Source organism: Micromonospora sp. ALFpr18c (assembly GCF_008868155.1).
GTDB lineage: Bacteria > Actinomycetota > Actinomycetes > Mycobacteriales > Micromonosporaceae > Micromonospora.
On sequence record NZ_WBKR01000067.1, the window covers coordinates 1 to 21377 of the forward strand.

The 21377-nt window shown below is 72.4% G+C and carries 19 protein-coding genes and 2 pseudogenes; 7 read left to right on the forward strand and 14 right to left on the reverse strand.

Annotated features, from left to right (window positions below; all coding sequences use genetic code 11):
• Positions 1-159 precede the first annotated feature (159 nt).
• Positions 160-1740, reverse strand: a complete 1581-nt coding sequence (locus F8271_RS14420; protein ID WP_151490289.1) for a Rieske 2Fe-2S domain-containing protein — start codon at positions 1738-1740, stop codon at positions 160-162.
• Between the two features lie 197 nt (positions 1741-1937).
• On the opposite strand from F8271_RS14420, the gene F8271_RS14425 reads away from it, so the two are divergent.
• The gene (locus F8271_RS14425; RefSeq protein ID WP_151490290.1) at positions 1938-2159 is read left to right on the forward strand and encodes a DUF2631 domain-containing protein; all 222 of its coding nucleotides are present in this window, start codon (positions 1938-1940) and stop codon (positions 2157-2159) included.
• A 79-nt stretch (positions 2160-2238) separates the two neighbouring features.
• Here the strand turns inward: F8271_RS14425 and F8271_RS14430 are convergent, their stop codons facing one another.
• The 8 genes and pseudogenes from F8271_RS14430 to F8271_RS14465 form a co-directional block, all read right to left on the reverse strand.
• Entirely contained in the window at positions 2239-3390 is a 1152-nt protein-coding gene (locus F8271_RS14430) for a DivIVA domain-containing protein (RefSeq protein WP_151490291.1), read from the reverse strand.
• A 31-nt stretch (positions 3391-3421) separates the two neighbouring features.
• Entirely contained in the window at positions 3422-4579 is a 1158-nt protein-coding gene (gene rlmN, locus F8271_RS14435) for a 23S rRNA (adenine(2503)-C(2))-methyltransferase RlmN (protein ID WP_151490292.1), read from the reverse strand.
• Between the two features lie 104 nt (positions 4580-4683).
• Complete coding sequence (locus tag F8271_RS14440) at positions 4684-6138, reverse strand: phosphatidate cytidylyltransferase (RefSeq protein ID WP_192580287.1); 1455 nt, start codon at positions 6136-6138, stop codon at positions 4684-4686.
• 274 nt (positions 6139-6412) lie between these two features.
• Entirely contained in the window at positions 6413-6970 is a 558-nt protein-coding gene (gene frr / locus F8271_RS14445) for a ribosome recycling factor (RefSeq protein ID WP_088946658.1), read from the reverse strand.
• Between the two features lie 87 nt (positions 6971-7057).
• Positions 7058-7825 carry a UMP kinase gene (gene pyrH, locus F8271_RS14450; protein ID WP_151490294.1) on the reverse strand — a complete coding sequence of 256 codons (768 nt, stop codon included), beginning with the start codon at positions 7823-7825 and terminating at the stop codon, positions 7058-7060.
• A 161-nt stretch (positions 7826-7986) separates the two neighbouring features.
• A complete protein-coding gene (gene tsf / locus F8271_RS14455; RefSeq protein WP_151490295.1) occupies positions 7987-8814 on the reverse strand; it encodes a translation elongation factor Ts in 828 nt (275 codons plus the stop codon).
• Between the two features lie 134 nt (positions 8815-8948).
• The gene (rpsB, locus tag F8271_RS14460) at positions 8949-9848 is read right to left on the reverse strand and encodes a 30S ribosomal protein S2 (protein WP_151490296.1); all 900 of its coding nucleotides are present in this window, start codon (positions 9846-9848) and stop codon (positions 8949-8951) included.
• A gap of 373 nt (positions 9849-10221) precedes the next feature.
• Positions 10222-11278 (reverse strand): annotated as a pseudogene (locus F8271_RS14465) (hypothetical protein).
• Between the two features lie 223 nt (positions 11279-11501).
• Between F8271_RS14465 and F8271_RS14470 the strand changes: the two are divergent.
• The 5 genes and pseudogenes from F8271_RS14470 to F8271_RS34195 all read left to right on the forward strand — a co-directional run.
• Positions 11502-11861 (forward strand): YraN family protein, encoded by a 360-nt coding sequence (locus tag F8271_RS14470; RefSeq protein WP_151490298.1) that lies wholly within the window; start codon positions 11502-11504, stop codon positions 11859-11861.
• A gap of 30 nt (positions 11862-11891) precedes the next feature.
• Positions 11892-13412: a YifB family Mg chelatase-like AAA ATPase gene (locus tag F8271_RS14475; RefSeq protein WP_151490299.1), complete on the forward strand. Its 1521-nt coding sequence runs from the start codon at positions 11892-11894 to the stop codon at positions 13410-13412.
• A complete protein-coding gene (locus tag F8271_RS14480) occupies positions 13322-14596 on the forward strand; it encodes a DNA-processing protein DprA (RefSeq protein ID WP_370461909.1) in 1275 nt (424 codons plus the stop codon). The genes F8271_RS14475 and F8271_RS14480 overlap by 91 nt, the downstream gene beginning before the upstream one ends.
• 281 nt (positions 14597-14877) lie before the next feature.
• Positions 14878-15888, forward strand: coding sequence for a tyrosine recombinase XerC (locus F8271_RS14485; protein WP_151490301.1), 1011 nt, complete (start codon positions 14878-14880; stop codon positions 15886-15888).
• 186 nt (positions 15889-16074) lie between these two features.
• Positions 16075-16818 (forward strand): annotated as a pseudogene (locus tag F8271_RS34195) (aminotransferase class V-fold PLP-dependent enzyme); the annotation flags it as partial.
• 151 nt (positions 16819-16969) lie between these two features.
• Here F8271_RS34195 and F8271_RS33990 read toward each other — a convergent pair.
• Positions 16970-17683 (reverse strand): murein hydrolase activator EnvC, encoded by a 714-nt coding sequence (locus F8271_RS33990; RefSeq protein ID WP_370461908.1) that lies wholly within the window; start codon positions 17681-17683, stop codon positions 16970-16972.
• Between the two features lie 226 nt (positions 17684-17909).
• Between F8271_RS33990 and F8271_RS14500 the strand changes: the two genes are divergently transcribed.
• The gene (locus F8271_RS14500; RefSeq protein WP_151490303.1) at positions 17910-19037 is read left to right on the forward strand and encodes a sulfite oxidase; all 1128 of its coding nucleotides are present in this window, start codon (positions 17910-17912) and stop codon (positions 19035-19037) included.
• A gap of 52 nt (positions 19038-19089) precedes the next feature.
• Here the strand turns inward: F8271_RS14500 and F8271_RS14505 are convergent, their stop codons facing one another.
• Genes F8271_RS14505 through lepB form a run of 4 tightly spaced genes read right to left on the reverse strand, consistent with a single transcriptional unit; the run spans position 19090 to position 21374 of the window.
• The gene (locus tag F8271_RS14505) at positions 19090-19413 is read right to left on the reverse strand and encodes a DUF2469 domain-containing protein (protein ID WP_007075222.1); all 324 of its coding nucleotides are present in this window, start codon (positions 19411-19413) and stop codon (positions 19090-19092) included.
• Positions 19410-20222, reverse strand: a complete 813-nt coding sequence (locus F8271_RS14510; RefSeq protein WP_151490304.1) for a ribonuclease HII — start codon at positions 20220-20222, stop codon at positions 19410-19412. The genes F8271_RS14505 and F8271_RS14510 overlap by 4 nt, the downstream gene beginning before the upstream one ends.
• Positions 20216-20689 carry an NUDIX hydrolase gene (locus tag F8271_RS14515; RefSeq protein WP_151490305.1) on the reverse strand — a complete coding sequence of 158 codons (474 nt, stop codon included), beginning with the start codon at positions 20687-20689 and terminating at the stop codon, positions 20216-20218. The genes F8271_RS14510 and F8271_RS14515 overlap by 7 nt, the downstream gene beginning before the upstream one ends.
• A 49-nt stretch (positions 20690-20738) precedes the next feature.
• Positions 20739-21374 (reverse strand): signal peptidase I, encoded by a 636-nt coding sequence (lepB, locus tag F8271_RS14520; RefSeq protein ID WP_151490306.1) that lies wholly within the window; start codon positions 21372-21374, stop codon positions 20739-20741.
• Between the last annotated feature and the right edge of the window lie 3 nt (positions 21375-21377).

Sequence of the window (21377 nt, forward strand, 5' to 3'; positions counted from 1 at the left end):
TCGCTCTCCCGCGCGTCCGCCCCCGCCACGCCCGCCCCGCTCTCGTCGCGCACCCCTCCCCGCGATCTTGCACTTTCGGTCGCCGTTCTGGGGCGATTGCGGTGCTTTGCACCCGCAGAAAGTGCAAGATCGCGGTGCGGAAGGGGCAGCGCCGCAGGGTCAGCTCAGGGCTTCGCCCGCCGGGGCGGGGGTTTCCGCGTCGACGCGGTGGGCGCGCACCTTGTGGCCCACGCTGGTCAGGCAGCGGCCGCTGGGCAGGTCGAAGCGCCAGCCGTGCAGCTGGCAGGTGAGCTGGTCACCCTCGACAATGCCGAAGCGGGTCAGGTCCGCCTTCAGGTGCGGGCAGCGCCGCTGCACCACCCAGTCGCCCAGCGTGATGTCCTCGGCGTCGGTGCTGCGCTCGTGCTCGTCGTACCAGCCCTCGGCGTACTGGAGACGCTCCTCCGACAGGCACTTGAAGAACGCGTAGACGAACTCGTTGTACTGGCCGATCCGGGCCGCCGAGAACCGGCAGGACAGGAAGAGCGAGTTGACCCAGTCCACCTCGTCGATGAAGAGCAGGTGCTCGATCAGCGACCGCTCGGTACGGAACCGGTAGCGGACCTTCTCGTCGGCGTACGGCCGGACCTCCTTGCCCGGGAAGTCCACCACGATCGACTCGACGCTCTCGCCGTCGTACCCCACCAGATCGAAGCGCACCGGACCGCCCACGCCCTTGGCCAGGTAGATCGACTCGTCGAGCAGCGGCTCGATCCGGCGCTTCATCTCGCCGAGCACGTCCACCTCGGGGTGCCGCCAGGACGCCTTCTCCGCCTCGATGACGGGGCGCTTGCGCTCCCGCATCTCCTCCAGGTGGGCGACCTTGTTCGCGAAGAACTCGTCCACCGGCACCGGGTGGGTGGTGCTCGCGCCCTCGGTGGTGACCTCCGCGACGCTGCCCGGCAGCAGCACGATCCCGTTGGTGCCGCCGACCTTGGCGTACTCCGACAGGAAGACGGACTGGTCGGGGAAGATGTTGCCCTCGTCGCCGTGGATGTCGTTGAACTGCCACAGCGCGTCGTCGAGGAAGCACGGCGGGCCGGCGATCGGGAAGACGTGGTCGGCCTTCAGGTCGTCGATGTAGCGCCACGTCCGGTCGAACTGCCGGTCGCGCTTCTGCTTGCCGAACGCCGTCTTCGCCGCCTGCGGCAGCTCGTAGACCATCGGATACCAGATCGCCCCGGAGAACTGCAGCAGGTGCGCGTGCACGTGCCCCAGCTCGGCGAAGACGCTCAGGTCGGTCGGGCGGGCGTCGTTCTGGTTGAGCAGCCGCACCCCGTCGTACTCCACCCAGAGCGACGAGTCGCCGATCGGGCCGTCGGTCGGGCTGGTCAGCGCCTGAATCATGATCTTCAGGCCGCCGGGCAGCTCCACCACCTGCTCGTTGGGCGCCTTCAGGAACTTCGTGAAGCCCAGCGCCCGGAACTCGTCCTCCATCTCCGAGGTGGGGAACTCGGGGAGCAGGACGGTGGCGTCCTTGGAGACGAAGTCCCGCAGGTGCTTCGCGTCGAAGTGGTCCCGGTGCAGGTGGGAGACGTACAGGTAGTCGACCTGGCCCAGACTCTCCCAGTCGAGCAGGGAATTGTCCGGGAAAGGAAACCAGGAGGCGAAGTAGGCCGGGTTGACCCACGGGTCGCACAGGATGCTGCCCGCGGCCGTGTCGATCCGCATACTGGCGTGCCCGGTTCCGGTCACTCGCACCGCACAGTCCCCCTCAAACAGACAATCAGGTGTACGCCAAACGCTACCGGAGGGAGTCTGACCGTCGCCCCGCGACGCCGGTAGTGACGTCCGGCCTGGGCGGGCAGGGCCAACGGCCGGGAAACACCCACCGCGCCGCCCCGGGCAGGAGGCGTGCCAGACTAACCGGAGATCCGATCGCGAGGGAAGGACCGACAGTGGCAGGAAGCGAGCCGGTAACGTCGCCAGACCAGCACAAGCCCGGGCACCGGAAGGCCGGGCGCATCGGCGCGGTGCTGTCCGCGCTGGCGCTGCTGGCGATGATCTGCGGCAACCACGAGGGCAGGGTCGAGGACATCTGGCTGGTCGGCCTGGCCGCGCTGCTGCTGATCATCGTGATCGGCGACGCCGTGCTGCGGCGCAACGGCCTGCGTTCCTGACCTCGCCGGACACCCGGCTGACGTACGCCGAGGGCCCGCCCCCACCCGGGGACGGGCCCTCGTCGCGTACGCGTCGGACTCAGCGCCCGAAGAGGATGTCCTGCACGTCCTTGAGCGCGGCGTCGACCTCGGCCTCGAAGTAGCCACCGGGCACCAGGCCGAACCGGAGCGTATCCAGGTCCTTCGGGTCGACCGGCATCGGGTTGCGGCGCTGCATGCCGCCGAGCAGGGTCTCGAAGAACCGGTCCACCTGGTCCGGGTCGTACCCGCTGCCGAAGCGACGGACCTGGAAACTGCGCCGGATCTGGTCGACCCGGTACAGGTCACTGCCGGGAGGACCGGCCATCGGCGGGCCACCCACCGGCGGGCCGGCCATCGGAGGGCCGGCCACGGCGGGCGGACCGGCCATCGGCGGACCACCGATGCCCGGCTGCGGCATGGGAGGCGGACCGGCCGGACCACGGCGCATGTCGCGCAGGTCCCGTTCCGGCATCCGAATCTCGGCGGTCATGTCGGCGCGACCGTGCCGGCCGGCCTCGAAGCCGTCGAAGCGCGGCTCCTCCGGCGGGTAGCCGCCGGACGAACGCGGGTCGTCGGGCGGCCCGTAGCCGCCGGGCATGCGCGGGTCGTCCGGGGGGCCGTAGCCGCCGGGCATCCGCGGGTCGTCGGGCGGCCCGTAGCCGCCGGGACCGGCGGGCAGGCCACGAGGCGGTACGCCGTGCCCGCCCATCGGACCGCCGGGGCCCATCGGGCCGGGACCGGCCGGACCACGCGGCGCGTCGTAACCACCACGGGGGGCGTCGTACCCACCGGCGAAGGCACCCGTCGGCTCGTCGTAGCGGCCGTACCGGTCGGGCGGGCCGGGCTGCGCCGGCATCGGCCGCGGCGGCATCGGCTGCGGCACCATGCCCCCACGGTCGTCACGCATCGGCGGACCCATCCGGTCCGGTGGGCCCATCCGGGGGTCACCGCCGCGCCCGGCGCTGGTGCGCTCCTCCAGCTCGGCCAGCTGTCGCTCGACGCGGTCCAGGTGCAGGTCGACCTGCCACTCGTCGTAGCCGTTGAACCGGACCCGGAAGACGACATCGTGGACCTCCTGGGAGGCCACCGGCGCGCCGACCTGCCGGCCGTCGAGCGTCGCCTCGACCCGGTCGAGGAAGGCATCCACCTCGTCGACCTTGTATCCCCGGCGGAGCGCCTTGCGCCGGAAACGCTGACCCTGACTCGCCACTATGTCTCCTGGTCTCGTTCGCCACGCCCGGTCACGCCGGTGCCTCTCCGGCGCGGTCGGTGTTGGTGTCGGTGTCCTCGGCGGCGGCGAGCTGGCCACACGCGCCGTCGATCTCACGACCTCGGGTGTCCCGTACGGTGGTGGACACCCCGGCGTCGCGCAACCGCCGGACGAACTCCCGCTCCACCGGCTTCGGGCTCGCGTCCCAGCGGCTGCCCGGCGTCGGATTGAGCGGGATGAGGTTCACGTGCGCCAACTTGCCGGCCAACAGCCGCCCGAGCAGATCGGCTCGCCACGGCTGGTCGTTCACGTCCTTGATCATCGCGTACTCGATCGACACGCGACGGCCCGTCCGGGCGGCGTAGTCCCACGCTGCGTCCAGCACCTCGGCTACCTTCCAGCGCTGGTTTACCGGCACGAGTTCGTCGCGCAGATCATCATCGGGGGCGTGCAACGACAACGCAAGGGTCACAGAGAGGTCTTCGCTGGCCAGTCGGCGGATGGCCGGAACCAGGCCCACCGTGGAAACGGTGATGTGCCGCTGGGACAGGCCGAGGCCCTCCGGAGCGGGGCTGACCAGCCGGCGGATCGCCGCGATCACCCGGTTGTAGTTGGCCAGCGGCTCGCCCATGCCCATGAACACGACGTGCGACAGTCGCGGCGGTGAGCCGGAGACCGCGCCGGACGCCGCCACGCCGGCCAGGTACACCGCCTGGTCGACGATCTCGGCGGTCGACAGGTTGCGGGTCAGCCCGGCCTGGCCGGTCGCGCAGAACGGGCAGGCCATGCCGCAGCCCGCCTGGCTGGAGATGCAGACGGTCACCCGGTCCGGGTAGCCCATCAGCACGCTCTCCACCAGCGCGCCGTCGTGCAACTTCCAGAGCGCCTTGCGGGTGGCACCGTCGTCGCAGGCCAGCTCCCGGACCGGGGTGAGCAGCGTGGGCAGCAGCTGGTCGGCCAGCCGCTCCCGGGTCGCCGCCGGCAGGTCGGTCATGGCCTGCGGGTCGCGCACCAGGCGCCCGAAGTAGTGGTTGGAGACCTGCTTGGCGCGGAACGCGGGCTCACCCAGGCCGGTCACCAGCTCCTGGCGACCGGCCAGGTCCAGGTCAGCGAGGTGCTGAGGGGGCATGGAGGCCCGGCGCGCGGTGGGGGCGTCCGAGATGGCGGGGATCAAGGGCAGGCTCGTCATGGCTGGTCCAGTGTGTCACGCCTCCGGCGGCACACACCCGTCCGGAGGTGCCGAACCGGTCCCGACCGCCGGATCGGGAGGACCGGGGCGCCGTGATCCATGCCTCACCCCACCACCGGTACGAAGATCGCCAGCAGCAGGTACGCCGTCGGCACCGCGAACAGGATCGAGTCCAGGCGGTCCATCAGGCCACCGTGGCCGGGCAGCAGGTTGCTCATGTCCTTGACACCGAGATCCCGCTTGATCATCGACTCGGCGAGGTCACCGAGGACCGCCGCGCAGGAGACCGCCACCCCGAACAGCGCACCCCACCAGGGAGCCACGTCCAACATCAGCCACAGCAGCAGGGCGCTGCCCAGCGCCGCGGCGGTGACCGAACCCGCGAAGCCCTCCCAGGACTTCTTCGGGCTGATCGACGGGGCCATCGGATGACGGCCGAAGGAGACCCCGGCGGCGTACCCACCCGTGTCGGAGAGGACCACCGCGATCAGCGTGGCCAGGATGCGCAGCGGGCCGTCGTCGGGCGCCGCCGCCAGCAGGGCCGCGAAACCGCCGAGGAACGGCACGTAGACCGCGATCAGGGTGGCCGCGGTGAGATCCCGCTGGAAGCCGGCCGGGCCGTCGCCCAGCCGCCAGATCATGGTGCCCAGCACGGTCACGAGCAGTCCCAGGCTGAGCGCGTCCGGGCCCGCGAACCAGGCCAGACCCACCGTCAGCACGCCACCGGCGACCAGCGGCACCAGCGGCGGATGCGCGCCGCTGCGGCGGACCGCGCGGGCCATCTCCCAGATGCCGACGGCCATGGCTCCGGCGATCACCGGCAGAAACGCCAACGGGTAGAAGACCAGCGGCACCACGATCAGCGCGCCGAGGCCGAGCCCCACCCCGATCGCCGCCGGCAGGTTGCGGCCGGCACGCCCGGTGCCCACCTGCTGGGTGGCCGGGCGGTCGACGCTGGCCCGCCGTCGACCCTTCGCCCGCCGACCGGTCGGCGGCTCCGGCTCGACCTCCGGATCCAGATCCGGTCCGATGTCCGCCCCGATGGGCGCGAGCTGCGCGGTCGGGTAGTCGACGTCGTCGTCGTAGCGGACCGGGCCACCACCGTTGTCGAATCGCCGCGGCTCGTCGTAGCGGCCCGGCTCGTCGTAGCGGCCCGGCTCGTCGTAGCGCTGCGGGCCGTCGTGACGGGTCGGGGTGCCGTCGCGACCCGCGGGCGGACGGTCCGCGTACCGACCGGCACGGCCCCGGTCGTCGTACCGGTGAGGTTGGTTGCGGTCGTCCTCGTAACGGTCCCGGTCGTCGAAGCGGTCGTGCCGATCGCGGTCGTCGAAGCGGTCCCGGTCGTCCGGGCGGACCGCCCGGCCGCGCTCGTCGTACGGATCCGCCGGAACCGGCTCGGCGTACGGGCGGGTGCGGGGCTCGGCGTACAGCTCAGGGCCGGACGGACGGCGAGTCCACTGACCCGCCTCGATCTCGGTCTCGGGCCAGGGCAGGGCCACCGGGCGCTCCGGTCGGTCCCAGCCGCGCGGCTCTCCCGTGTAGGGGTCGGGGTGGGACATCACGCACCGCGACGTGGCACGAGAACGACCACATGACGCAAGACCACAACCATCCCCTACACGCGCGATGTTCCTCCGATTGACCGCCCCGACGGTCGGTCGATTCCCGGTGTTCACCACCCGGTGGCCGGGAATCCTGCCGAGCCTACTGCACCCGCCGATCGGGTGAGGCGGACGATGGCGCGCCCCGTCGCGCATACGGCACGAGGCCCGCCCCCGGTTCGGGGTCGGGCCTCACGTCGACTGCGTCACCTGGCGAACGCCGGGCCGGTCCTCAGACCTCCAGCAGCTCGGTCTCCTTGTGCTTGACCAGGTCGTCGATGCTGGCGACGTAGCGCTGGGTCAGGTCGTCCAGCTCCTTCTCGGCGCGGCGGCCGTCGTCCTCGCCGGCCTCGCCGTCCTTGACGATCCGGTCCAGCTCCTCCTTGCCACGGCGGCGGACGTTGCGGATCGCCACCTTGGCCTCCTCGCCCTTGTGCCGAGCCACCTTGATCATGTCGCGGCGGCGTTCCTCGGTCATCTGCGGGAGCAGGATGCGCAGCTGGTTGCCCTCGTTGTTCGGGTTCACCCCGAGGTCCGAGTCGCGGATCGCCTTCTCCATCGCGTTGATCTGCGAGTTGTCGTACGGCTTGATGATGGCCATCCGCGGCTCGGGAACCGCGATGGACGCCATCTGGGTCAGCGGCGTGGGCGTGCCGTAGTAGTCGATGATGACCTTGGAGAACATGGCGGCGTTGGCGCGACCGGTACGGATGGCGCCGAACTCCTCCTTGGCGTGCTCGACCGCACGCTCCATCTTCTCCTCGGCCTCGAGGAGGGTGTCGTCGATCACCGGTCTCCTCGCCTCCTTCTGTGCTCGTCGTGGGCTCTGCTGAAAGTCGTCAGGACCGCTGCTGCCGTCACCTCGGGCGGGGCGGGCTCAGGCGGTGATCAGGGTGCCGATCTTGTCGCCACCCACCGCGCGGATGATGGTGTCGTCACCCTGCGCACCGAAGACCAGCATCGGCAGGCCGTTCTCCATGCAGAGGCTGAACGCCGCCGCGTCGGCCACCCGCAGGTTGCGGCGCAGCACCTCGGAGAAGGTGATCGAGTCGAGCTTGCTGGCGGTGGGGTCGATCCGCGGGTCGGCGGTGTAGACGCCGTCCACGCCGTTCTTGCTCATCAGCACCACGTCGGCCCGGATCTCCAGCGCACGCTGGGCGGCCACCGTGTCGGTCGAGAAGTACGGCATGCCGGCACCGGCGCCGAAGATGACCACGCGGCCCTTCTCCAGGTGCCGGATCGCCCGCAGCGGGATGTACGGCTCGGCGACCTGGGCCATGGTGATGGCGCTCTGCACCCGGGTCTCGATGCCCTCCTTCTCCAGGAAGTCCTGCAACGCGAGGCAGTTCATCACGGTGCCGAGCATGCCCATGTAGTCGGCGCGGGCCCGGTCCATCCCGCGCTTCTGCAGCTCCGCGCCACGGAAGAAGTTGCCGCCGCCGACGACCACGGAAACCTGCACGCCGCGGCGGACCACGGTGGCGATCTGCCGGGCGATGGCCTGGACGACGTCCGGGTCGACGCCGATCGCGCCGCCACCGAACACCTCACCGGAGAGCTTCAGCACCACCCGGCGGGCGCGCCCCGGCGGCGGTGCCGTCGGATCGTCCACAGCCAGCGTCCGGTCACTCACAACCTGCGTCATCCGCCCCGCCCTTCCCCACGCGCACACCCCGTGCGCCGCGTACCGCGAACCTGCCGCTGCTGACCCTATGTGACGAGGAGGCCGCGGTGCCTGTCACGTACACCGGCGGCCTCCTCGTCGACGTCTCCTGCACACGGGCGCGCGCGGCGCCCGGTGGCGGCTCAGGCCTGGCCGACCTCGAACCGCACGAAGCGGGTGACCTCGATGCCGGCCTCGGCCAGCATCTGCTTCACCGACTTCTTGTTGTCGGCCACGGACGCCTGCTCGACGAGGACGTAGTCCTTGAAGAAGGCGTTCACCCGACCCTCGACGATCTTCGGCAGGGCCGCCTCGGGCTTGTTCTCCTCGCGGGCGGTCTGCTCGGCGATGCGCCGCTCGGACTCGACGACCTCGGCCGGAACCTCGTCCCGGGTGAGGTACTTCGGCCGCATCGCGGCGATCTGCATGGCCACACCACGAGCGTCGGCGTCGCCCGCCTCGTCGCTCTTGCCGGTGTACGACACCAGCACACCAACGGCCGGCGGCAGGTCCTGGGCCTTGCGGTGCAGGTAGACCGCGGTGGTGCCCTCGACCTTGGCGAAGCGGTTGAGCACCAGCTTCTCGCCGATCTTGGCGGACTGCTCCTGGATCAGGTCGGCGACGACCTTGCCGTCCAGCTCGGTGGCGAGCAGCTCCTCGGCGGTGTTCACGCCGGAGCGCTCACCGTGCTCGACGAGCTGCTGGGCCAGCGCGATGAACGACTCGGTCTTGGCGACGAAGTCGGTCTCGCAGTTGAGCTCGAGCAGCGCCTTGCCGGAGTGGGCGACCAGGCCGTTGGCGGCCGTACGACCGGCCCGCTTGCCGACGTCCTTGGCGCCCTTGACGCGCAGGATCTCGATGGCCTTGTCGAAGTCGCCCTCGGCCTCGGTCAGCGCCTTCTTGCTGTCCATCATGCCGGCGCCGGTGAGGTCGCGGAGCTTCTTGACGTCCGCGGCGGTGATGTGGGACATGGCTCTCTCTTCGGTGTTGAGACGGCGTGTGGATGGTCAGAGGTGTCGGTTACCCGGATCCGGACGGATCGTGCCCGGCGTACCGCCGCTGCCCGCTGTCCGGGAAAACGGACAGCGGGGCAGCGACGGTGCGGTCACTCCGCGGTCGCGGCCGCCGGCTGCTCGGTGGCGGCCTGCGCCGGCTGCTCGGCGGCGGGCTGCTCGGCGGCAGCGGCCGGCTGCTCGGCCGGGGTCGCCGACTCGTCGGCCTTCTTCGGCTCGAGCAGCTCGCGCTCCCACTCGGTCAGCGGCTCGTCGCTCGCGACGCCCGCCTCGGGCTTCTCGTCGCTGCCCCGGCGGCGGCCGGAACGCGCGATCAGACCGTCCGCGACGGCGGCGGCGACGACCTTGGTCAGCAGCTCGGCCGAGCGGATCGCGTCGTCGTTGCCCGGGATCGGGAAGTCGACCTCGTCCGGGTCACAGTTGGTGTCCAGCACCGCGATCACCGGGATGCCCAGCTTGCGGGCCTCGTCGACGGCGATGTGCTCCTTCTTGGTGTCGACGATCCAGACCGCGGCGGGGAGCTTCTGCATGTCCCGCAGACCACCGAGGGTGCGGGTCAGCTTGATCTTCTCGCGGGAGAGCTGGAGCGTCTCCTTCTTGGTGTAACCGGCGGCGGTGCCGCTCAGGTCACCCAGGCCCTCCAGCTCCTTCATCCGCTGGAGCCGCTTGTACACGGTCTGGAAGTTGGTCAGCATGCCACCGAGCCAGCGGTGGTTGACGTACGGCTGGCCGACCCGGGTCGCCTGCTCGGCGATCGCCTCCTGGGCCTGCTTCTTGGTGCCGACGAACAGGATGCTGCCACCCTCGGCGACGGTCCCACGCACGAACTCGTACGCCTTCTCGATGTAGTCGAGGGTCTGGCGCAGGTCGATGATGTAGATGCCGTTGCGCTCGGTCATGATGAAGCGCTTCATCTTCGGGTTCCAGCGCCGGGTCTGGTGCCCGAAGTGGACACCGCTCTCCAGCAGCTGACGCATGGTCACGACGGCCATGGTTGGGTTACTCCTCAAGATCCCTGGTTGTCACGCCCGACCGGCGGCCGGGCGTCCTGGTGCCTGGTCGCCGACCCATGGTGGACCCGATCAAGATCGGGACCAGGGAGGCCGTCGCTCCACGACGATTTCGTGAAGAGGGCACGCGAGGTCGACCGCGCAAGGCGGTCGCCAGTTGGCCAGTGTACGCCCCTCACCCGCCCAGCCGCCCCCGGGTGCTGCTCCGCCCCGCGTCGCGCGCTCCGTGCCGCGCGCCGCTTCCTGCTTGATCGCGCTCGTTCCAGGAAATAGTGGCCTCGCCGTCATCGGAGGCCACTATTTCCTGGTTGTTGCGTGGATCATCGACCGCGAATGAGCCGGCGAGCGCCGCGGATCACCCGGCGGCGAGCGCGGCGGCCACGAAGAGCACCAGCCCGACGGTCAGGTAGGCAGTCGGCGGGCGCAGCCAGCCGCGGCCGCCGTCGGAGAGCGCGAGACCGCCGGTCCGGAGCCCGTACAGCCCGGTTGCGAAGATCGGCAGCCCGGCGACCAGTGCGATGCCCACCACCACGTTCCCGGCGGACACCGGATCGCCGGTCACCCCGGCCAGCAGCACCCGCAGCGCCGGAACCTCGAAGATCAACACCAGCAGCGCGAAGAGTACGGCCAGCACCGGCCGGCGGGTCCGGTAGACACCGTCGGCGACGACCGGGGGATATGCCGGCGGCTCCCCCGCGGGCAGGTCGACGCGGGGACCGATTCCCGGCATCGGACCGGTCGGCATCTCCAGCGGATGCGGCGCCTCACCGCCGGCCCGCGTCGGCTCCACGATCGGGTACGCGCTCAGCGGGGCGGGACGAGCCTGGTCGGCGAGCACCCCTCCCGCCGTCGACGCATCTCCGGCGGCCTCAGGTGGGGTGGTCGGTGCGACACCGACCGGCTCCCGCGCGGCCCGACGGCCGGGCAGTTCGCCGGAGATCTCCGAGGGATCCCGGTCCGCCCTGCGGGACCGGGTCGCCCGGTAGCCGTCCGCCTCCGACCGCGCGTCACCCAACGGGTCGACCGCCCCGAAACGTCCCGAGTCGGCCTCGAACCGGCCGGACTGGGCGTCCACGGCAGCAAAGCGCCCCGAATCCGGCTCGGGCGCACCGAACCGGCCCGCGTCCACCGCGCTCAGACGCCCCGAGTCCGATTCGGGCGCACCGAAGCGCACCCCGTCCACCGCGCCGAAGCGGCCGGAGTCGGGTTCACGGCGGCGACCTGTGCCGGTGTCGTCGCGCTGCTCGGGAATTTCCCCCTCCCGGTAGCGCGGTTCGCCCGCGGCGCGCCACTCCGCCTCGCCGTAGCCGCGACCCCGCTCGTCGGGATACCAGCGCGACTCCTGATCTTCGGGAAAGCTCCGTCGTCCGTCCACGTCCGGCACCGTATGCGACCGGCCACGGCCGCGCCATTTCGGCCCGCCCGACCCGGCAGCGCGCCACCAATCATGATCACTTAATGCTCAGCAGTCACCAGGTGGCGCTGGGAACTACTGAGCATTAAGTGATCATGAGATACCGGGTGCCGTAGCACGGCGAGGGCTTGATCGTCCGGTTGTCCACAGGTCGCTCCCTGTCCACAGGCGCGGGGTCCTCGGGTCGCGGCACGCCCGCCTCGACGGGCACCGTGCCAGCCATGACGAAGCGGAACCAGGCGGTCGGCGCGTACGGCGAGCGGTGCGCCGCCCAGCACCTGACCGAGGCGGGGCTGCGCCCGATCGCCCGAAACTGGCGCTGCCCGGCCGGAGAGATCGACATCATCGCCTGGGACGGCCCGGTGCTCGCCATCTGCGAGGTGAAGACCCGTCGGGGCGACGACTTCGGCACACCGGCCGAGGCTGTCGTACCAGCCAAGGCCCGCCGCCTGCGGGTGCTGGCCGCGCGCTGGCTCGCCGAGACCGGGACGAGCGCCGACGAGGTGCGCTTCGACGTGCTCTCGGTGCGGCTGCCCGACGCCGGCCCGGCCCAGGTCGACCACCTCAAGGGTGCGTTCTGAGATGCGCACCCCGAAGGGTCGGTGACCGCCATGAGCTACGCGAAGGTGCTGTGCGTGGGGCTGGTCGGGGTCACCGGTCACCTGGTCGAGGTCGAGGTCGACCTGGCCGCCGGGCTGCCGGCCGTGGTGATCTCCGGACTACCGGACACCGCCCTGCACGAGGCCCGGGACCGCGTCCGGGCCGCCGTGGTCAACTCCGGCCAGCGCTGGCCGAACCGGCGGATCACCCTGAACCTGCTGCCCGCGACGCTGCCGAAGTTTGGTTCGGCCTTCGACCTGGCCATCGCCGCAGCGCTGCTCGGCGGCTCGGGTGAGCTGCCGCTGCTCCCGTTGGAGGGGGTGGTGATCCTCGGCGAGTTGGGGCTGGACGGGACGGTCCGGCCGGTGCGCGGCGTACTCCCGATGGTCGCCGCCGCGGCCCGGGCCGGCATCGAGCGGGTGATCGTGCCGGCCGGCAACGCCGCCGAGGCCGCGGTCATACCCGGGGTACGGGTGCGCGCGGTCGACACCCTGCACCGGCTGGTCGCGTTCGTCCGCGACGGCAGCCCGCTGATCGAGCCACCGGCGGCCACCCCGGCGCCGGCCGTCGGTGGCCCGGACCTGTCCGAGGTCGCCGGGCAGGGGGTGGGCCGGCGCGCGTTGGAGGTCGCCGCGGCGGGCGGGCACCATCTGGCGCTGCTCGGTCCTCCGGGCGCCGGCAAGACGATGCTGGCCGAACGGCTGCCGTCGGTCCTGCCCGAGCTGGACGACGACGCGGCGTTGGAGGTGACCACGCTGCACTCGGTCGCCGGGCTGCTGCCCCCGGGCGGTCAGCTGCTGCGCCGCCCGCCCTTCCAGGCACCGCACCACACGGCCACGATTCCGTCGCTGGTCGGCGGCGGTTCGGGGCTGGCCCGGCCCGGCGCGGTGTCGCTGGCCCACCGGGGGGTGCTCTTTCTCGACGAGGCCCCCGAATTCAGCAGAGGCGCGCTGGAGGCGCTGCGCCAGCCACTGGAGAGCGGCCGCATCCGACTGAGCCGCAGCGGGGGCGGCACCGAATACCCGGCCCGAACCCAGCTGGTGCTGGCCGCCAATCCGTGTCCGTGCGCGACACCGGCCGGCGACGCGCACTGCGAATGCACCCCGCTGGTGCGCCGCCGCTACCTGGGCCGGCTCTCCGGGCCGCTGCTCGACCGGATCGACGTGCAGGTGCGACTGATGCCGGTACGGGCGGCGGAGCTGATGGCGTCCGGTGGTGACGCCGAGTCGTCGGCGGCGGTGGCCGCGCGGGTGGCGGCGGCGCGCGCGGCGGCCGCCGACCGTTGGGCCGGCCTGGGCCGACGGCTCAACGCCGAGGTGGGCGGCCCGCACCTGCGCCGACCGCCGTGGCGGCTACCCGCCCGGGTCACCGCCGAGCTGCGAGGTCGGCTCGACTCCGGCTCGCTGTCGGCGCGCGGCTTCGATCGGGTGATCCGAATGGCCTGGACGATCGCGGATCTGGACGGCCGGGACCGGCCGGATCTGGGCGACGTACGCGAGGCGACCCAACTACGGACGGGGGAGGCGACGTGAGCGCCGACGAGGAGAGCAGGCTGGCCCGGGTGGCGCTGACCTGGCTGGCCGAGCCGGGCACCCGTGTGGTGCACCAACTGGTCGAGCGACACGGTCCGGTGGCGACACTGGACCTGCTGCTCGGCGGCGGCAGCCCGGACGCCTGGCTGCACGGCACGGTGGCCGCCCGGTCGGCGGCCGGCGACGCCCGGGCTGTCGCGGCCGAGGCACTGGAGCGGGCGGACCGGCTCGGCGCCCGCCTGGTCACCCCCGACGACGACGAGTGGCCGATCCGCGTCCGTGGTCTCGCGACGCTGCGACTTCCGGACGTGACCCGCCGGGTGGACGGTGAGACCGCCCCACCGCTCTGCTTCTGGGTACGCGGGAGCTGGCCGCTGGGCGAGGCGATGGAGCGCTCGGTGGCCGTGGTCGGCGCGCGGGCGGCCACCGGCTACGGCCAACACGTCGCCACCGAGTTGGGGTACGGATTGGCCGAGCGGGACTGGACCGTGGTGTCGGGCGGTGCCTTCGGGATCGACGCGGCCGCCCACCGGGGTGCCCTGAACGCCGGCGGGTTGACCGTCGCGGTGCTGGCCTGTGGTGTGGACCGGCCGTACCCGATGGGCAACACCGCGCTCTTCGACCGGATCGCCGACACCGGGCTGCTGGTCAGCGAGTGGCCGCCCGGTGCCGAGCCGCTGCGGCCTCGGTTCCTCATCCGTAACCGGGTGATCGCCGCAGGCACGCTGGGCACGGTGGTGGTGGAGGCGTCGGCGCGCAGCGGCGCGACGCAGACCGCGCGGCGTGCCATCTACACCGGCCGCGCGGCGATGGTGGTGCCCGGGCCGGTGACCTCGGCGATGTCCGTCGGCGCACACGAGTTTCTCCGCGAGCACCTCAAGGCGCGGCTGGTCACCGGTGTGGCACACGTCCTCGAGGAGGTCGGCCGGATCGGCGCGGACCTGGCCCCACTGGCCCGAGGCCCGCAACGGCCGACCGATGCGCTGGACGACGACACGCGTTCGCTGCTGGAGGCGCTTCCCCGTCGGGGCGCGATGGACGTGGACCGGCTCGCCGGCCGCGCCGGTGTCGACGTGCGGACCGCGCTGCGCAAGTTGTCGCTGCTGGAGGAGCTGTCCATGGTGGTCCGACGCGACGACGGTTACGCCCTCGCCCCGCCGGCCACACCGAAGCGGGGCACCTGAGCGGACGACGACCCGTTACGGTGCACGGTCATGGGTGCGATCAAGCCGTGGCACATCACCACGCTGTGCTGTCTCGTCACGTCCGTCGCACTCCTCGGCGGGCTGGTCGCCCTGCTGATCAGGAGGGCCAACCGCCGGTAGTCGCAGCCGAGGGAGCTGCCGCCGGCGTGGCCGGTGACGCACGACGATCGGCCGTACGCTGGTGCCGTGCCAGCCGTCACGAGGGGTGCCCGAGCCGATAGACGAGCGCGGCCTGCTGCCCCCCGCCCGGTGCGGCCGCGATGAGCCGGCCCGACCGGGGCACCCGGGCCAGGCACCAGGAGCTGCCGCCGGCGCTGCGCGACGCGGTCGACGACTTCGCCGAGCACCTGTCCCGGGTCCGCAACCGGTCGGCGCACACCGTCCGCGCGTACGTCACCGATGTGGTCTCGCTGCTCGACCACGCCGTGCGGATGGGCTGCGTCGACCTGGGCGAGCTGGACCTGTCCGTGCTGCGCAGCTGGCTCGCCCGGCAGCGGACCACCGGTGCCGCCCGTACGTCGCTGGCCCGGCGAGCCGCGTCTGCTCGGGCGTTCAGCGCGTGGGCGCACCGCGCCGGCCTGCTCCCCGCCGACGTGGGTGCCGCACTGGCCAGCCCGCGTGCCCACCGGGAGTTGCCCAGCGTCCTGCGCGCCGACCAGGCCGCCGCCCTGGTCGAGGCACCAACCCGGCAGCGGGCCACGCCAGCCGCCGCGACGACGACGGGAGCGACCGCGGACGACGACGCGAGGAGGCGGGCGGGCGCCGAGGCGGTGCTGCTGCGCGATCGGGTGTTGCTGGAGTTGCTCTACGCCACCGGTGTGCGGGTGAGCGAGGCGTGCGGGCTGGACGTCGGCGACGTCGACCACGGCCGACGGGTGATCCGGGTGTTCGGCAAGGGCGGGCGGGAACGATCGGTGCCGTACGGGGTCCCGGCGCAGCGGGCGTTGGACGACTGGCTGCGCCGGGGGCGTCCGGTGTTGGTGACTGCCCGCTCCGGCAGTGCGCTACTGCTCGGCGCCCGCGGTGGTCGGCTCAACCCGACGACCGCGCGCTCGGTCGTCGGCGGGTACGCCGAGGCCGAGGGTCTGCCCCGGACCAGCCCGCACGGGCTGCGGCACTCCGCCGCCACCCACCTGCTGGAGGGCGGTGCGGACCTGCGCGCCGTGCAGGAGCTGCTCGGCCACTCGTCGCTGGCCAGCACGCAGATCTACACGCACGTCTCGGTGGAACGGCTGCGGGCTGCCTACCGCCAGGCGCACCCGCGTGCCTGACCAGGGCCGGAGGGCTCACCACCGGACGGTTACGATCATCGGGTGAGCGTCCCGCAGCCTCCTGAGCCGATCCCGGGCGCCCGCCTGCTCTTCTCCCTGGATCCGGCGGTCAGCCATCTCAACCACGGCTCGTTCGGCGCGGTGCCGATCGGCGTGCAGCGCGTCCAGCAGCGGCTGCGCGACGAGATGGAGGCCAACCCGCTGCGCTTCTTCACCCAGGGGCTGGTCGGCCGGGTCGCGCACACCCGCCGGCACCTCGCCGGGTTCCTGGGTGCCGACCCGGACGGCAGTGCCCTGGTCGGCAACACCACCACCGGCGTCGCCGTGGTGCTCCAGTCGGTGGGCCTGCGACCCGGCGACGAGGTGCTCAGCACCGACCACGGGTACGGCGCGGTCAGCCTGTCCATCCAGCGGGAGTGCCGGCGGATCGGGGCGGTCAGCCGTGTCCTGCCCATCCCCCTGGCCGCCACCGACGAACAGATCGTCCAGACCATCCGGGCCGGCCTGCGCCCGGGCAGGACGCGGCTGCTCGTCGTCGACCAGCTCACCTCGGCCACCGCCAAGCTTTTCCCCGCCGCCGCCATCGTCGGGGTGGCCCACGAGCACGGCGTGCCGGTGCTGGTGGACGCCGCGCACGCGCCGGGCATGCTCTCCACGACGGTGAGCAGCATCGGCGCCGACTTCTGGGCGGGCAACCTGCACAAGTGGGCGTACGCCCCGCGCGGGACCGCCCTGCTGGCGGTGGCCCCGCAGTGGCGGGACCGGATCGAGCCGCTGGTGGTGTCCTGGGAGCAGGAATCCGGTTACCCGGCCCGGGTGGAATGGCAGGCCACCCTCGACTACACGTCCTGGTTGGCGGCGCCGGCGGGGCTGTTCACGTTGCGTAGCCTCGACGTCGATCGGGTGCGGGCGCACAATGCCGCTCTCGCCGCGTACGGCCAGCGGGTGGTGGGGGACGCCCTGGGGGTGCCGCCCGCCCAGTTGCCCGACCCCGGCGGACCGGGGGTGGCGCTGCGCCTCATTCCGCTGCCGGCCGGCACGGCGCTCAGCATCGAAGCGGCGCGGGCGTTGCAGACGCGGATCAGCGAGCGGCTCGCCACCGAGGTGGCCGTGATGAGCTGGGACGGCCGGGGGTGGCTGCGGCTGACCGGTCAGGTGTACAACACCGCCGACGAGTACGAACGGCTGGCCGTGCGGCTGCCGGCGCTGCTCGCCCAGCGCTGAGGCCACGGACCGGGAGCAGGCGTACCGGGCCGAGGCCGAGCAGGGCGAGCGGGTCGAGGTACTCCTCGCCCCGGCGCAGCCCCCAGTGCAGGCACGCCTCGACCGGGCAGCCCGGATGCCCGGGCAGCAACTCGCCCAGCGGTGCGCCGGCGGTGACCGGCTGGCCTGCGCGTACGGCTGGTTGGACCGGCTCGTGGGTGGTCCGCAGCCCGTCGGCGTGGCCCACCGTGACCACTGGCCGGCCGGCCACCAGACCGGCGAAGAGCACGGTGCCCGGCCCGGCGCTACGGACCATCGCGCCCGGCGGGGCGGCCAGGTCGACGCCCCGGTGCCCGGGCAGCCACGGCCGGGGTGGCGGGTCGAACCGGCGCACCGGGCGGGGCTGCCCGTCGACCGGCCAGCGGAACCGACCCGGGTCGGCGTCCACCGAGGAGGACGCCAGGACAGCCTGCGCCGGCGGATGGCCGGGCACCGCCGCCACGAGGACGGCCAGACCGCAGAGTTGGACGGTCAGCGCGAGGGGAAACGCGGCACAGAGCAGCAGGGTGCGCGGGACGGATGGCGGTCGCATGAGGGCAGCCTCGGGCCGGGGCGGGGCCCTCCGCGACCCCGGGCGACGGAACTGTGGATAACCGGAGGTGCTGTGGACGACCATCCAGAGGCGGCAATGATCTGCTATGGCGGACGTCGCTTCCGCTGACCCCGCCGTCCGGGCCGGGCCGTGTTCGGGCCGCCGCGGAGGGCCTAGGCTGGGCCGGGTGCGGTGTCGCGCCGCCGCTCGGACCGGGGAGGCCAGCATGACGACTGTCGATGACCGGACGCCGACGGTGGCCGACGTGAGCGGCCCGTCCCGGCTCGCGGAGCCGGATGAGGCGATCAGCGCGGAGGAGTTGCAGCTCGCCGCCCGTAACCACGGCATTCCGCTGGAGGCGCTGCGCTACGACGTCACCCCGGCCGGGCTGCACTACCTGCTGATCCACTACGACATCCCGGAGCTGGACGCGGCCACGCACACGCTGACCGTCGACGGCGCGGTCGATCGGCCGTTGGCCGTCACCCTGGCCGAGTTGCGCGAGCGGCCCCGGGTCACCCGCCGGGTCACCCTGGAGTGCGCCGGCAACGGCCGGGCGCTGCTGCACCCTCGGCCGGTCAGCCAGCCGTGGCTGGTGGAGGCGGTCGGCAACGCCGAGTGGACGGGTACGCCCCTCGCTCCTCTGCTGCGCGAGGCGGGCCTCGGGCCGGACGCGGTCGACGTGGTCTTCACCGGCGCCGATCACGGTGTCGAACGCGGGATCGAGCAGGACTACCAGCGGGCGCTGCCGGTCGCCGACGCGCTGCGCGAGGAGGTGCTGCTGGCGTACGAGATGAACGGTGCTCCCCTGCTGCCGCAGCACGGCGCGCCGCTGCGACTGATCGTGCCGGGCTGGTACGGCATGGCGCACGTGAAGTGGCTCCACTCGATCGAGATCCGGACCGAGCCGTTCGAGGGCTACCAGAACGCGGTGGCGTACCGGCTGCGCCGCGATGCCGACGACCCGGGCGTGCCGGTCACCCGGATCGAGCCCCGCGCGCTGGTCCGCCCGCCCGGGTTCCCCGACTTCATGTCCCGCCGTCGGGTGGTGCGGGCGGGGCCGTGCACGGTGGACGGTCGGGCCTGGTCGGGGCACGCGCCGGTGGTCGCCGTGGAGGTGACCACCGATGACGGGCAGAGCTGGGTGCCGGCGGAGCTGGACCCGGCGGACGGCGGCGACTTCGCCTGGCGGCGGTGGCGGTACGAGTGGACGGCCACCCCGGGCCGGTACGTGCTCGGCGCACGGGCCACCGACGCGTCCGGACGGACGCAGCCGGTGGAGCAGCCGTGGAACCGGGGCGGCTTCGCCAACAACCTGGTGCAACGGGTCGAGGTCGTGGTGCCGGCCGAGTGACCGGCGGGCTACGCCACGGGTGGGGGGCCCGTAGTGCGGCCGGGTGGTGCGCTCAGCCGCCGAAGCCGGAGTCGGCGGGCAGCGAGATGTCCGGCTTCTCCAGCTCCTCGACGTTGACGTCCTTGAAGGTCATCACTCGGACGTTCTTCACGAAGCGGGCCGGACGGTACATGTCCCACACCCACGCGTCGTGCATCTCGACCTCGAAGTAGACCTCGCCGTCGGAGTTGCGCACGTGCAGGTCGACCTGGTTGGCCAGGTAGAACCGACGTTCCGTCTCCACCACGTACGAGAACTGGCGGACAATGTCGCGGTACTCCCGGTAGAGCTGAAGCTCCATCTCGGTCTCGTACTTCTCGAGATCTTCCGCGCTCATCGCACTCCGCCTTCCATGACCACATCTTCCCCCACCGGCGCCGGAGGCCGAGGCTGCTCGCCCAACGCCACGCCGACGGTACCCCCTGACGCTCCGGAGCGCTCCATCGGCTCGTCCGCACCCACACCGGCGGGCCGGCGGGAGCGCGGGGGCCGGCCGTCGCGGCCGGAAACCGCGGCGACATTGACGTACGAGAAACGGTGCTCCCGGCACGGCCCGTGCTCCCGCAGGGCGGCGCTGTGCTCCGGGGTGATGTAGCCCTTGTGCTCGGCGAACCCGTACGCCGGGAACACCTCGTCCAGCTCCACCATGATCCGGTCCCGGGTGACCTTGGCGAGGACGCTGGCCGCCGCCACGCAGGCGGCGACCCGGTCACCCTTCCACACCGCCAGCCCCGGCACGCCCAGGCCGTCCACGCCGAAGCCGTCGGTCAGCACGTACTCCGGACGGGTGGTCAGCGAGGCGAGCGCCCGGCGCATCGCCGCCAGGTTGCACACGTGCAGGCCCCGGGCGTCGACCTCGTCGGCCGGGATGACCACCACGGCGTACGCCAGGGCGCGGTCCACGACCTCCGCGTACACCCGTTCCCGGCTGGCCGGGGTGAGCAGCTTGGAGTCGGCCAGCCCGTCGATCTCGCCACGGCGCCCCTCGGGCAGCACCGCAGCGGCGGCGACCAGCGGGCCGGCGCACGCGCCCCGGCCGGCCTCGTCGGCACCCGCCACGTGCCGGAAGCCGCGCCGTTGCAGCGCTCGTTCCAGCGCGTACAGCCCGGCCTCGCGGCGTACGACGGTGCGCGGCGGGGTCAGCACGACGGCTCCGCAGCCGGCGGCAGGAGCCGGGCCAGCAGGTCGGGCAGCTCGGGTGGGTAGTACCGCTCGCCGCTGGCGGCCAGCTCGGCCGGCGGCCACCAGCGGTGACCGGCGATGCTGCGCTGCTCGGTGTCGTTGAAGCCGATGGTGTCGACCTGCCACGACGGCACCCGGAGCAGGAAGAAGTCCTGTTCCTGGCGGTAGAAGTTGCCGTCGAACGGAAACTCGGTCGTGTCGGACCAGACGGGCTCGCCCAGCTCGGCGGGGGCGATCCGCAGCCCGGTCTCCTCGGCCAACTCCCGGGCGGCGCCCGCCGCCGACGACTCCGCCGCGTCGAGCCCGCCGCCCGGCGTGAACCAGTAGCGGTGCCCGGGACGGGCCGGGTCGAAGCCGTGGAAAAGCAGCACCCGACCGGCCGCGTCGACGAGCAGCACACGGGCGGCGCGTCGAGGGGTGTAGACGGTCACCGCACCAGCCTGCCAGACCGGCGGCGGTTCGCCCACGCCCCCATCGGTCCTACGGCTTGGGAATGCCGTCGAACTGCTCCGGAACGGTCAGCCAGGTGGCCCGGCTGACCGGCCAGAAGACGGTGAACGCCCGCCCGACGACCTCACCCTCGGGAATCGTGGCCTCGGTGATGTTCTGCCCGGACTGCTGCCAGTGCTCCAACGAGTCACCCGACGCCGACCGGTGGTCGCCCATCACCCACAGCCGGCCCTTCGGCACGGTGATGTCGAACTCCTGGTCGGCCGGCTTGTCGCGGATGCCGTCCATCGAGAAGATGTACGGCTCGTCCAACGACGTGCCGTTGATGATCAGCCGCTCCTGCGGGTCGCAGCAGACCACGTGGTCGCCGCCGACGCCGATCACCCGCTTGATGAAGTCCTCACCGTCGGGGTTGCCGCTCCACTCCGTCGGCGCCTTGAACACGATCACCTCGCCGCGGTGCGGTGACCGGAAATCGTAGACCAGCTTGTTGACCAGCACCCGGTCATCGATCTTGAGAGTGTTCTCCATGGACGGGGAGGGGATGAAGAAGGTCTGCAGCACGAAGGCGCGGACCAGCACCGCGACCAGGATCGCCACACCCAGCAGGATCGGCAGCTCCTTCCAGAAGGAGCTACGCGGCTTGTCGGTCTGCTCGTCAATCACGCC

Excerpts from the sequence above, each read along its gene's own strand:
- F8271_RS14485 (WP_151490301.1), top strand. The coding sequence starts at position 14,878 with ATGAGCCGGCCCGACCGGGGCACCCGGGCCAGGCACCAGGAGCTGCCG.
- F8271_RS14470 (WP_151490298.1), top strand. The coding sequence starts at position 11,502 with ATGACGAAGCGGAACCAGGCGGTCGGCGCGTACGGCGAGCGGTGCGCC.
- F8271_RS14500 (WP_151490303.1), top strand. The coding sequence starts at position 17,910 with ATGACGACTGTCGATGACCGGACGCCGACGGTGGCCGACGTGAGCGGC.
- F8271_RS14440 (WP_192580287.1), bottom strand. The coding sequence starts at position 6,138 with ATGTCCCACCCCGACCCCTACACGGGAGAGCCGCGCGGCTGGGACCGA.
- F8271_RS14475 (WP_151490299.1), top strand. The coding sequence starts at position 11,892 with ATGAGCTACGCGAAGGTGCTGTGCGTGGGGCTGGTCGGGGTCACCGGT.
- rlmN (WP_151490292.1), bottom strand. The coding sequence starts at position 4,579 with ATGACGAGCCTGCCCTTGATCCCCGCCATCTCGGACGCCCCCACCGCG.
- F8271_RS14505 (WP_007075222.1), bottom strand. The coding sequence starts at position 19,413 with ATGAGCGCGGAAGATCTCGAGAAGTACGAGACCGAGATGGAGCTTCAG.
- rpsB (WP_151490296.1), bottom strand. The coding sequence starts at position 9,848 with ATGGCCGTCGTGACCATGCGTCAGCTGCTGGAGAGCGGTGTCCACTTC.
- F8271_RS33990 (WP_370461908.1), bottom strand. The coding sequence starts at position 17,683 with ATGCGACCGCCATCCGTCCCGCGCACCCTGCTGCTCTGTGCCGCGTTT.
- tsf (WP_151490295.1), bottom strand. The coding sequence starts at position 8,814 with ATGTCCCACATCACCGCCGCGGACGTCAAGAAGCTCCGCGACCTCACC.
- pyrH (WP_151490294.1), bottom strand. The coding sequence starts at position 7,825 with ATGACGCAGGTTGTGAGTGACCGGACGCTGGCTGTGGACGATCCGACG.